Annotated in this window: 13 protein-coding genes and 1 tRNA gene; 10 read left to right on the forward strand and 4 right to left on the reverse strand. The window is 47.3% G+C overall.

Annotated features, from left to right (window positions below; all coding sequences use genetic code 11):
* Window positions 1-123: 123 nt before the first annotated feature.
* A complete protein-coding gene (locus AB7S66_RS08140; RefSeq protein ID WP_428518947.1) occupies window positions 124-492 on the reverse strand; it encodes a hypothetical protein in 369 nt (122 codons plus the stop codon).
* A 354-nt stretch (window positions 493-846) separates the two neighbouring features.
* Window positions 847-1,080 (reverse strand): hypothetical protein, encoded by a 234-nt coding sequence (locus AB7S66_RS08145; protein WP_428518948.1) that lies wholly within the window; start codon window positions 1,078-1,080, stop codon window positions 847-849.
* Window positions 1,081-1,210: 130 nt separating this feature from the next.
* On the opposite strand from AB7S66_RS08145, the gene AB7S66_RS08150 reads away from it, so the two are divergent.
* From AB7S66_RS08150 to AB7S66_RS08160, 3 genes are all read left to right on the forward strand, one after another.
* On the forward strand, window positions 1,211-2,104 hold the full coding sequence (locus tag AB7S66_RS08150; RefSeq protein WP_428518949.1) for an NAD(P)-dependent alcohol dehydrogenase: 894 nt from the start codon (window positions 1,211-1,213) through the stop codon (window positions 2,102-2,104).
* A gap of 126 nt (window positions 2,105-2,230) precedes the next feature.
* Window positions 2,231-2,737, forward strand: a complete 507-nt coding sequence (locus tag AB7S66_RS08155) for a type II toxin-antitoxin system RelE/ParE family toxin (RefSeq protein WP_428518950.1) — start codon at window positions 2,231-2,233, stop codon at window positions 2,735-2,737.
* A 57-nt stretch (window positions 2,738-2,794) separates the two neighbouring features.
* Complete coding sequence (locus AB7S66_RS08160; protein ID WP_428518958.1) at window positions 2,795-3,871, forward strand: helix-turn-helix domain-containing protein; 1,077 nt, start codon at window positions 2,795-2,797, stop codon at window positions 3,869-3,871.
* Window positions 3,872-4,189: 318 nt separating this feature from the next.
* Here the strand turns inward: AB7S66_RS08160 and AB7S66_RS08165 are convergent.
* A tRNA-Met gene (locus AB7S66_RS08165) sits at window positions 4,190-4,262 on the reverse strand.
* A 184-nt stretch (window positions 4,263-4,446) separates the two neighbouring features.
* Between AB7S66_RS08165 and trkA the strand changes: the two genes are divergently transcribed.
* The 4 genes from trkA to AB7S66_RS08185 all read left to right on the forward strand — a co-directional run bounded on the left by trkA (window position 4,447) and on the right by AB7S66_RS08185 (window position 9,314).
* Window positions 4,447-5,817: a Trk system potassium transporter TrkA gene (trkA, locus tag AB7S66_RS08170; RefSeq protein ID WP_428518951.1), complete on the forward strand. Its 1,371-nt coding sequence runs from the start codon at window positions 4,447-4,449 to the stop codon at window positions 5,815-5,817.
* A gap of 7 nt (window positions 5,818-5,824) precedes the next feature.
* Entirely contained in the window at window positions 5,825-7,282 is a 1,458-nt protein-coding gene (locus tag AB7S66_RS08175; protein WP_428518952.1) for a TrkH family potassium uptake protein, read from the forward strand.
* Window positions 7,283-7,386: 104 nt separating this feature from the next.
* Window positions 7,387-8,520: a glycerate kinase family protein gene (locus AB7S66_RS08180; RefSeq protein WP_428518953.1), complete on the forward strand. Its 1,134-nt coding sequence runs from the start codon at window positions 7,387-7,389 to the stop codon at window positions 8,518-8,520.
* Window positions 8,517-9,314, forward strand: a complete 798-nt coding sequence (locus tag AB7S66_RS08185) for a DNA alkylation repair protein (RefSeq protein WP_428518954.1) — start codon at window positions 8,517-8,519, stop codon at window positions 9,312-9,314. Before AB7S66_RS08180 ends, AB7S66_RS08185 begins: the two co-directional genes overlap by 4 nt.
* Here the strand turns inward: AB7S66_RS08185 and AB7S66_RS08190 are convergent.
* Window positions 9,199-9,522 (reverse strand): membrane dipeptidase, encoded by a 324-nt coding sequence (locus AB7S66_RS08190; protein ID WP_428518955.1) that lies wholly within the window; start codon window positions 9,520-9,522, stop codon window positions 9,199-9,201. The genes AB7S66_RS08185 and AB7S66_RS08190 overlap by 116 nt on opposite strands.
* Between AB7S66_RS08190 and AB7S66_RS08195 the strand changes: the two genes are divergently transcribed.
* The 3 genes from AB7S66_RS08195 to trpB form a co-directional block, all read left to right on the forward strand.
* A complete protein-coding gene (locus tag AB7S66_RS08195) occupies window positions 9,434-9,781 on the forward strand; it encodes a hypothetical protein (protein WP_428518959.1) in 348 nt (115 codons plus the stop codon). The genes AB7S66_RS08190 and AB7S66_RS08195 overlap by 89 nt on opposite strands.
* Before the next feature lie 139 nt (window positions 9,782-9,920).
* Window positions 9,921-10,232 carry a thioredoxin gene (gene trxA / locus AB7S66_RS08200; RefSeq protein ID WP_428518956.1) on the forward strand — a complete coding sequence of 104 codons (312 nt, stop codon included), beginning with the start codon at window positions 9,921-9,923 and terminating at the stop codon, window positions 10,230-10,232.
* A gap of 150 nt (window positions 10,233-10,382) precedes the next feature.
* On the forward strand, window positions 10,383-11,647 hold a 1,265-nt coding region (gene trpB / locus AB7S66_RS08205; protein WP_428518957.1), incomplete at its 3' end, for a tryptophan synthase subunit beta.

Here is an 11,647-nt window from a genome sequence, read left to right on the forward strand (position 1 = left end):
AACCAATGTCATGAGGGATGATCGTATACCAAGGATATTACACAAATAGGCCTCACCTACTTCCAAGGCCAAGATGGTTCCGATTGCAATTGCAATAATCAATAAGATGCGTTTGAGCTTACCTCAGGTTTCCGAGGTTAAATATTTCATGACATCCCGTACTGTATAAGCAAACAGGACAAATCCGCCTAGTATGATAGGACCGTATATGAAGACCCATGCGAAACCTTCCAGGAAAGTCCCGGCTCCCAAGTTGGTTGCATTTCCCATCTTCTCACCTACCCTTTCATGTATGCCGAGCATCTCGTCAGCAGCCAGGAATACGGCGGCAGCAGTGAGCGCCAGGAAAAAAAGTCTCGAGATTGGAGAAATAACCTTATTCTTATCGGAACGTACTATCGCATAGGCAGGAAGAAAACAGAGGAAAATGCCAATCGATTCAAGCCAAGTTGCAAATGATCCTTCAACTCTTAGGTCAAGCTCATACCACAAGCCGGTGAAACCTAATGCATCATACTATGTGAATTCGTTGATGATCATCCAGAAGACCAAAACCATGCTAAGCATCAATAGTGTCCCATAGATATCTTGAAGCACCTGTGTCATTTTCATAATCTTATTTCTTCCTTTTTTGAAGATGAAGCTTTTCTTTCTCTACAATGAAACAGCCAGTATTCTTGGGTTCCCCAGCTGCCAGATGGCGAACTGATATGCATCGTCCAAGCCTGCGATGAATATTCCAATGCAACGCTTTAAATCCTGCATAAATGCGCTCCCTTCTCACTGGTTTTCCTTAGCTATAATAGACCATACAAATGAGTTTGCAAGAACAGGTTTGAAAAATATTCAAAGAAGAATCTTCACGAGTGGTTCAAGTATATCATGGACCTCATCATGGACCTCATCATGGACCTCATCATGGACCTCATCATGGACCTCATCATGGACCTCATCATGGACCTCATCATGGACCTCATCATGGACCTCATCATGGGCCTCATCATGGGCCTCGTCATGGGCCTCGTCATGGGCCTCGTCATGGGCCTGTAGTAACACATGCTTTGCCTCTATTGTTTTCATTTCTGTGGTTGTTGTTTCTATTGGTTATAGGAACACTTGAGAACTATGAATTTGTCGGTAAGAATATATCCAGGAAAGCCGCTTACAATATGTTGCGGCGCAGCCACATAGAGGACCAAGGAGACAGAAATTGAAAGCAATTGTTTATGAGAAGGTGAGCTCGTCAAAAACCTTGGTCCTGCGTGATATTGTAAAACCAATGCCTAACACGCATGAAGTATTGGTACGTATCCATGCTGCATCTGTGAATGCGCTTGATTACCGTCCTATGCGGATGGGTGTCGGTATACCAAAGAGCCGGATATTCGGAGCTGATATCGTGGGAATGGTGGAAGAAGTGGGTAGGGATGTAACCACTTTTAAACCCTGTAATATGGTGGTTGGAGATATCTCTGGAAACGGATGTGGCGGCTTTGCAGAATATGTTGCTGCTGACGAGAATGTGCTGGCCTTGAAGCCATCCGCGATTTCCGATGAACTCGCTGCCGCCCTTCCTGTAGCAGCAGTCACTGCCTTGCAGGCCTTACTTGACAAGGGAGAGCTCACAGCTGGCATGAGGCTACTCATCTACGGGGCGGGAGGCGGCGTCGGCACGTATGCTGTCCAACTAGCTAGCTATTTTGGCGCTCAGGTTACTGCCGTCTGCAGTACCCGCAATACAACACTTGTGCGCAACCTGGGAGCAAGCGAGGTTATCGATTATACAAGGGAGGATATTACTACCAGCAGCCGTCGCTTCGACCGGATTATCGCAATAAATGGGTACCACCGGCTTTCAGAGTATAAGCATCTCCTCGTGCCTAATGGAATATTCGTTATGGTGGAAGGCTCCAAGAAGATTCGTACACTGGCGGCGAAACCCAACAGGGAGGACCTGGAATTCGTTCTGGACTTGGTAGCCTCCGGCAAGATTCACCCAGTTATAGATCGGTGCTTTCCGCTGGAGCAAACAGCACAGGCAATGAGCTATGTGAGCGAGGGGCATGCCCAGGGCAAGGTGGTTATTATAGTGACCTCTAAATAAAGGCCGATGTGATGTTTTCTTGAGTAAAGCTCAGGCTCAAGACGCAAGAAAGGCAACCCGCTATACGACCATTAATGGTAAGGCTTCACCAGTACCGGCTCTGGCCCAGGTTTGTTTCCAGGACCTTTGAATGGCGGAAATGAAGGAGCAGATCGACAAAGTTTCTGTATGGGTACTAGACTTCTTGTTGCAGTACCTGCGGATGAAGCCTTTTCATTGCTTCATAAAAAGAGAATCCTGCTGGTATTAGTAATTGTAAATTGTGATGCGAAGCAAAGCGCGCATTACGTTGTCATTTCTTTCAATACATGGTATATTACTATTGTGAAGTTCAATTTTGCCAACAAGCATCTTGAGATCCTCTATACAAGTGGGAAGTCAAAAAAATACCATCTGGAAAAACAGGTGCTTCAAGGTTTCTTTGAGGTTGTAGCGGCCATTGATGCAGCACGAGATATTCATGACCTACAGATGCGACCATCTCTACACCTCGAAAGACTCAGAGGAACAGAAAAACGCTTTTCCCTGCGTATCACCAGAAAATATCGACTTGAAGTCGAGATAGACTGGGAAAACGAGGAGAAGACAATGGGAATTGTAGAAATAGAGGAATTGAGCAAACACTATGAATAGGAGGACGATACCATGGGTAATACTGTGAAACCTTTTCTCAACATCAGCACTGGCGATATGATCAGGAGAGAGTTGGAATTCCTAGGCTGGACCCAAGAAGATCTCGCCCAAGTTACCAATATATCCCGCAAGACCTTGAGCAATATCATGAATGCAAAACAAAAACTCCAAATGGAGCATGCCCGGGCATTGGCAGAGGCACTCGGGGGAAGTGCGGAATCTTGGATGCACATAGATACGAGATATTGGCTGAATGCAACCGGCCAAAGCGTAGGACCTTCACAAACGGAGAGAAAAGCCCGAATACGAAAGTATATACCCGTTTTGGAGATGCAAAGAAAGGGTTGGTATAATGAGGGTAAAAGTGCCGATACGTATGAATCTACCTACCGCGAAATATGGGGTGAAGAAGATCCCGATATCACCTTCAGCGTCTATGAAACATATGGAAAATGCGCCGGATACTGTGCTGGACGTTCTCATGTCGACAATACATACACTGAAAACTACAGCATCACCTGGTACCAGATTGCAAAAAGACGATGCAAAGAAATACAACTTCCTCCTTACAGCTCAGAAAAACTCAAGTATTTATCCAAAAATCTGTTGCAATATACCGCACGAGAGGGAGGTGTTATTGACGTCATTCACGACTTGAATGAAGCAGGGGTCATATTTCTCGTTCAATCCCATCTATCAAAGACATCTCTGGACGGAGCGTCCTTCTTCTGTAATGATCATCCGGTAATCGTCTACACTGCACGTTACGATAGAATAGATAATTTCTGGTTTACACTGGCTCATGAGATTGCACATCTTTTACTCCACTTCAAGCAAAGTACTGAGGGGATTTTCCTTGATGACCTCATGGACAAAACAGAAAGATCAACGCTGGAGCAAGAAGCGGATGCAAAAGCTGAAGAAATTCTTCGAGTAAAGCAGATCCTTGCATCTGTTGAACCATTTAGGAATTATATATCGGAAGCAAAATTGGTACAAATCGCTTCTGAGATTGGTATTGAAGTATCATTGCTTTTGGGCATTCTGCAAATCTACGGATATGTGGATTACAGAAAACTCAACAAGTTCAAGAAACAGGTAAAAGTACTTTTTCCTCGCCATATCGTCATGTAATTGATTTCCGGCAAAAAGATCTCACTAACTGAAATATTCGAAACGCTAAAAGGATTGGAAGAACAGATAAACAACCTAAGGCCAACCTCAATATCGTAATACCTGACCTAAAGAAAATGCTTCTATCCTATTAGGAAGCATTGGGAAGAGTCAGGTCGCCTGTCAGTGGTCGTAACTCAGGCCCAAGACGCAAGAAAGGCAACCCGCTGTACGACCATTGTCGCCTAACAAGTTGCCTAGTAGTCTGGTAGAATAAGGAATCACCGTCCTGCCGTGTGCCTTTGCACGTACGGCAGTCCATTCTTCAAACCAACTGTTTAGCAGGGGTAGGACTCGGACCTACGACCTTCGGGTTATGAGCCCGACGAGCTGCCAACTGCTCCACCCTGCGTCGAATTTCTTTTGTACTATACGGAAAAAGGAAAATCTTGTCAACTAGATTTGTAATTAATGCTATAAAAATAATTTAACACCTTGCAACGGTTGTAGTTATTGGGTATGGTATTTCAACGCATAAAAGTCTTATGCTTTTACAGCATGTCTGGTACTATATACATAACGTTTCCTCATGAAACGTGAAGGAGCCTGGTACGAGTAAGAAAGTGGTTATCCTGGGTGCGGGAAGACGCGGCATGGGATTGGCAAAACAACTCATCACAGATGGTAAGGATGTGGTAATCCTTGACAACTCGTTTGAAAGAGTCGAGATGGCTGTTTCCAAACTCGATTGTCTTGGTGTACTGGGCAACGGCACAGACATAGACAAGCTCACTGAAGCAGGAGTCGAGCAAGCAGAAGCCTTTATCGCAGTAACCAACAGTGACGAAATAAACCTGGTCTCTTGCGGACTGGTTTCCTCATCATTCCCAAATACCAAAACTGTTGCGGCAATACGGTCCCTGATATACACCGGCAGTGGTGGTCTTAAGGAAGGATTGCTCGGCATCGATTATATTGTAAACCCCAATGCAGAAACAGCACGATCAATCTTTAAAATCATCGAACAAGGGGTTAACGGAAACCTTTTGGCATTCAGTAACTCCAAGCTACTGCTCTATAATTTCTATATTGAAAAAAACAGTACCTATGTAGGGACCACCGTCAGTGAGATGCGCAGTAAACTCAACGCTGAGTTTGTTATCGCTTCCATCAAACGAAGGGGACAGGTCCTCGTTCCCTCAGGAGAGACCACCATACAGGCTGAGGATACACTGAGTATCATAGCAGAATCACAGGAAGTCACCGATATCCTGAAAACAGTTGGGAAGCTCCAGAAAAGACCCAATAACATGGTGCTGGTCGGGGCAAGTAAAATCACCAGAGCTCTACTGAACCGGATGAACCCTGCAATGCGTTCGAAGGTCACCATCGTGGACCAAGACCCTGAAGTCTGCAAGGATTTTTCTGAACGATTCCGTGAAATACTGGTCATCAAGGCCGATATCACCGACGAGGACATCATGGCGGAGGAACAACTGGGAACCTATGATCTTCTTATCGCCCTTACCGACAATGATGAGCTGAACATTATTACCGCGAGTTACGCAAAACGTATCGGTATCATGCGGTCCATGGCACTCATCAAGCAGAACAACAACTATTCACGCATGGCTTCCTACCTCGGAATCGATGTAGTCATCTCTACCACCGATACCACCGTAGAGTCCTTGCTTCGCTATCTCAGGGGGAGCAATGTATCGAGTGTACATTCGCTCTTCAACGGACAGCTTGAAGTGTATGAATTCATCATCCACGCAGACAGTGAGGTGTGCGGCAAGCAGTTGAAAGACATCAATATGAGAAAGAAGGCAATAGTAGCGGGGATTACCAATGATAAAGGAAAGAGCATCATCCCCAATGGGTATTCAACCCTCAATGAAGGGGATACTGTTGTTGTAGCTGCACTCAGGCAAGCTACTGAGTCCATCCGAAAACTCTTTGGGTAGGATTACCATGATAAACTGGAAACTGGACCTTCGGCTGTTATCGTTCATAGTACTCTTTATTGGCCTGCTTATGGGCATCCCTACTGCCCTGGCTTTCAATTATCAGGAAACGGATGCCATCATGGGATTTTTGGCAGCATATGCTGCCATAGCTGTGTTCTGCACTACCATCCTTATCAGCACCGGAAAGTCACAGGATAAGCAGATGCTCGCTCGTGATGGGTACCTCGTGGTAACCCTGACGTGGGTCATCGCAACTGCATTCTCAGCCATCCCATTGGTCGCCAGTGGAGCCTATGTAGACTATCCCAGCGCCTACTTTGAGATCATGAGTGGATTCACTACCACAGGAGCCACGGTACTGCCGGAAATTGAGAGCCTACCCAAATCAATCCTGTTCTGGCGTTCACAAACCAACTGGTTGGGGGGTATGGGAATCGTAGTACTCTTCGTGGCCCTGTTGCCGGCCCTTGGTGTCAGTGGAGCGTTGCTCGTTGGAGCGGAAACCGTTGGTCCAACGAAGGACAAGCTTACTCCCAAGATCAAGAATACTGCCCTCATTCTCTGGTCGATCTATATCGGTTTCTCTGTTCTCGAAACAATCTTGCTTCTCATGGGGGGACTAACCCTCTATGACGCGGTAACCGTTACCTTTTCGACAATGTCCGCTGCCGGATTCTGTGTAAAGAATGCTTCAATCGGGACATTCTCCAGCCTCTATGTCGATATCGTGGTAACCATTTTCATGCTTATTGCTGGAGCAAACTTTGCGCTTTATTACAAAGCGATCAGTGGAAGGTGGAGATCTGTTCTGAGGGATGGTGAGCTTCGCTTCTATCTTGGTATCTGGGCAGTGGTTGCATTGCTTACCGCTTGGCATCTCACATTTTCAAATACCTATGGTTCCTTCGGTGAGTCTTTCCGATACAGTGCATTCCTTACTGCATCCATACTCACCACCACAGGATTTGCTACCACCGACTATGTCCTCTGGCCTGCCTTTCCCCAGATGCTTTTCTTCCTGCTCTTCTTCATCGGAGGTTCTGCAGGATCAGCAGGAGGTGGTGTCAAGGTGGTCAGGATTGCCACACTCTTCAAGATGGGGAGAGCCCACATCAAACAGAGAATCCACCCAAAAGGAATTTTCCAAGTCAGGGTCGGACGAACCCCCATACCTGAAGATTTGATGAAATCCATTGCAACCTTTTTTGGTGTCTACATTTTTACCGGAGTCATTGGAGCGGTACTGATATCCTTGAGCGGTCTTGACCCCTTTTCCAGTGTTGCCGCCTCTTTTCTCTGCCTAGGCAACATCGGGATTGGGTTTGGGGAGGTCGGTCCCACAGGTAACTTTGCCTTTCTTCCCTCAGCCCTGAAATGGGTGTGTTCCTTCCTGATGCTGGTAGGCCGTCTTGAACTGTTTACCGTTTTCGTCCTGTTTTCAAAGCATTTCTGGAAGCGTTGATAGAAAAAACCATAGCTTGTCTGACATGTGGGTGGATTTTTTTCCACAGATTCCGTAATATTGCAGAAACCGGGTTTATACCCGATATGTGAAAGGAGCCTCAGATGAAAAACATCCTCTTGATCCCCGATTCCTTCAAGGGAACCATGAGTTCTGAACAGATTTGTTCTATCATGGAGAGAGCTATCAAGCGCCACTACAGCGATGCAAAAGTCACCAGTATCCCGGTCGCAGACGGAGGAGAAGGGAGCGTAGATGCCTTTCTTCAAGCCCTCGGTGGGGAGAAACGTATCGTAACTGTGCAAGGACCCTTTGGGCAACTCATGGAAAGTTTCTATGGTATCATCAAGGGCGATACTGCTGTCATCGAGATGGCTTCCTGCGCAGGGCTTCCCCTGGTGGGCGATGAACTCCGCCCGGACAAGACCACAACCTATGGCGTTGGACAGCTGATGCTTGATGCTGCTAAAAACGGATGCAAGCACATCATCGTAGGACTCGGAGGCAGCTCCACCAACGATGGCGGATGCGGTGCTGCAGCAGCTTGTGGCGTTGTATTCAAGAATAAGGATGGCAATGCATTTGTTCCCACCGGTGGAACCATGGACCAGGTTGCATCCATTGACACCTCAAGGCTCGATCCAGCACTCAAGCAGGTTACCATCACCACGATGTGTGACATTGACAATCCGTTCCACGGAACAAACGGTGCAGCCTATATTTTTGGACCACAGAAAGGTGCAGATCCTGAGATGGTAAAAGTACTGGATTCCAACCTTAAAAGTCTCGCTGGAGTAATCCTGAAGGATCTGGGTATCGATGTACAGGCAATCCCCGGCAGTGGAGCAGCAGGAGGCATGGGTGGCGGCATGGCTGCCTTCTTCTCCTCTACCCTGCAGATGGGAATCGAGACCGTACTGGATACCGTCAACTTCGACTCCCTGCTCAAGGAAGCCGACCTTGTCCTTACCGGTGAAGGAAAGATCGATGGCCAGTCACTCAGGGGCAAGGTGGTTATCGGGGTATCCAGGCGTGCCAAGAAAGCCAAGGTACCGGTACTCGCTATCGTTGGGGATATCGGGGATGACGTGGAAGGAGCCTATGACGAGGGAGTCACCGGCATCTTCTCGATCAATAGGGTCGCTGTTGAGTTCAAGAAGGCCAAGGACCGTGCTCCTAGGGATATGGAGAAGACCATCGACAACCTGATGCGATTCACCAAGCAGATGGGACTATGAACCGAGCAGCATTGATACGGAGGCTCAACGAACTTGCTGAGCCTTCTTATCGCTCATTCCAGCTGAAACTGCAGGTCTCAAATGGAGAGGTGTATGGAGTCAGGGCACCAGCACTACAGAGGCTGGCAAAGCACATTGCCTCAAAGCAGGGTATACATCTTTTTACGGAACTGATCCGCAGTACCTCCCTCTCCTATGAAGAGACCATTATCCTCTTCAAGCTCTTTGGCCTGTTATCGCTAACAGAACAAGAGCGGCTTGCCTATTTGCCTGCACTGTTACTCTTCAACAATAGCTGGGCCACCAATGACTGCCTCGCATCTGAGATGAAATGGATTCGGAAGAACAGGGATATCTACTACCCTTATTTCAATGCATTACTGGAAAAGGAATATCCCTATGACAAGCGTCTGGGTGTTGTCACCCTGATGATCTTCTACCTTGAACCAGCCACCATTGAAGAAGTCTTAAAGAACCTCTCTCGTGTTGAGAGCGATCACTACTACGTAATGATGGCACTCGCTTGGGCTTATGCAACCGCATACTGCAAGGAGAAGGAAAAAACCCTTCCCTACCTGCAACCAGGGATTCTTGTTGAGGAGATAAGGAAAAAAGCCATCCAGAAGTGCATTGAATCACGCTTGGTCAGTGATGAGGACAAAACACGACTCAAGGCTCTCAGGCAAGTGCATCCCAAAGTCTGTCCATTTCACTATAGTGATCAATCTCCAATATCCCGTAATTCCCATCAAAGTCAGTCCCCACGGCAAATACCGGTAACCCCCAACTTGTAGGGGATGACAGGCATGCCTCACCATGGTCCCCAAGCGCTGTGTTCCCAATCTTCCGAATCATTGCATCACTGGGATTCCTGCCAAGGTTGGCAATCGCCCTACAGTGGGGATGACTCGTGATGAAAGGTCTTCCAGCTACCTTCGCTGCATCAGAGAAACCATCTTCATCAAGATGCGAAACAACAACCAGGATGGTATGGCGTTCCATCTCTGCAATCACATGGTATCAGAATGGTTTCAGCCTTCCACACATGTGGGTGGGAAGGGCTGGATCATTTCCCCTGTTCCAGATCAAAGGAAACGGCCATCATCCACACTACCATCTGCCCGGGAGAAATACCCTGCACCAGGGGACATGGAGGGCAAAAACCGTGGCAATGCTCCCTGCCATCTCCATCCACCTTACATCAGTTTATCCATCATCCTCGCTGAGAGAACCATGTTACTCTCCCGCCGCGCGTGCATAGATGGTGTCACAATGTAAATCGATACCTGGATGCATGAAAAAGTTCTCCAGGGTAGTTGCCGCTAGCAAATAATTGTAGTATGTTACCTGTACAATACAAAAACACAAAACGTTGTAACCGTACAGAATAGGAGTTTAAGATGGTTAAAAATGTAACAAAGAGCACATATGAAGCTGAAGTTTTGAAGAGCGATGTACCCGTCGTGGTTGATTTTTGGGCACCATGGTGCGGTCCTTGCCGCATGCAGGGCCCAATCCTCGAGCAACTCGATAAGGAAATGAATGGGAAAATGAAAGTCATCAAGGTTAATGTTGATGAAGAAGGCGAACTTGCCATGACCTTTGGCGTACAATCCATTCCCACCTTGCTCTTCTACAAAGACGGCAAAGTTGTGAACAAGGCAATTGGCGTCCGTGACGCAAGTGCTGTAAAGAAGGCTCTCGGCCTCTAAGCCTAAGTGCTATCACATACAGGCCCACAGGGTATGACTCTGTGGGTTATTTTTTTTTCCGATGATTCTTTTTGGGGAAACTTATCTATTATGTGTTGACAGATTGTTTCTGCTTATAGTAACATCACATTCAATACAAGGAGATATCCAATGCAGAACATGCTTACCAAAGAGATAAACACAACCAACCTACCCGACTCAGATGGTCGTTTCGGAGAATTTGGCGGGTCCTATATACCTCCCCAGCTGCAAACAGTCATGGATGAGGTAACCAAGGCATATGAGGAAATCGTGCAAGACCCAGCATTCCTTGAAGAACTCAGTTCTCTTCAGAGACACTATATAGGTCGACCCAGTCCTGTCTATCATGCAAAACGTCTGAGCGAAGCGATTGGTGGAGCACAGATTTACTTAAAACGTGAAGACTTGAACCATACCGGAGCACACAAGATCAACCACTGTATCGGAGAAGTGTTGCTTGCCAAGAAACTGGGCAAGAAGAAGGTCATCGCTGAAACGGGTGCAGGACAACACGGAGTTGCCCTTGCAACTGCGGCTGCCTTGCTTGGACTTGAGTGTGATATCTACATGGGAGAGGTAGACATCAAGAAAGAGGCTCCCAATGTAAGCAGGATGAAGATTCTGGGTGCCCAGGTTATCGAAGTCACCAGAGGAACAAAAACACTCAAGGATGCAGTGGATGCAGCTTTTGAAGCATATCTGGAAGACCCCGATACGCAGATCTACTGCATAGGCTCTGTGGTTGGCCCCCACCCCTTCCCCATGATGGTCAGGGATTTCCAGAGTGTGGTGGGAATCGAGGCAAAGGCGCAGATCCAAGAGTTGGCCGGCCGTCTTCCTGAAGCTGTAGTTGCTTGTGTAGGTGGAGGCTCGAATGCCATGGGTATTTTCAGTGCCTTCCTTGACGACACAGGGGTTGCGCTCTACGGAGTTGAACCAGCGGGAAAGGGACTGGACACCCCGGACCATGCAGCTACCATCACAAAAGGTTCTGTAGGCATCCTTCACGGATTCAAGAGTTTATTGTTGCAGGATGAGAGCGGGGAACCACTTCCTGTTTACTCCATTGCCAGTGGTTTGGATTATCCTGGTGTTGGTCCGCAGCACAGCTACCTGAAAACCATTGGTAGAGTAAACTATGACAGTGCAACCGACCATGAGGCTGTCGAGGCTTTCTATGGACTGAGCAGAATGGAAGGCATCATCCCAGCCTTGGAATCGAGTCATGCAGTAGCTCACGCCATCAAGCTTGCGAAGACCATGAAGAAGGATGAGATAATTCTGGTAAACCTCTCAGGACGAGGGGATAAGGATATTGATTATGTCCTGGAGCACTACCCCTTGGTGGAGTATGAACCAACGGGCAAGGAGAATGGATTCGAGGAGTTCCTCTC

Origin of the sequence: Sphaerochaeta sp., assembly GCF_050178175.1 — a bacterium.
Taxonomy (GTDB): domain Bacteria; phylum Spirochaetota; class Spirochaetia; order Sphaerochaetales; family Sphaerochaetaceae; genus Sphaerochaeta.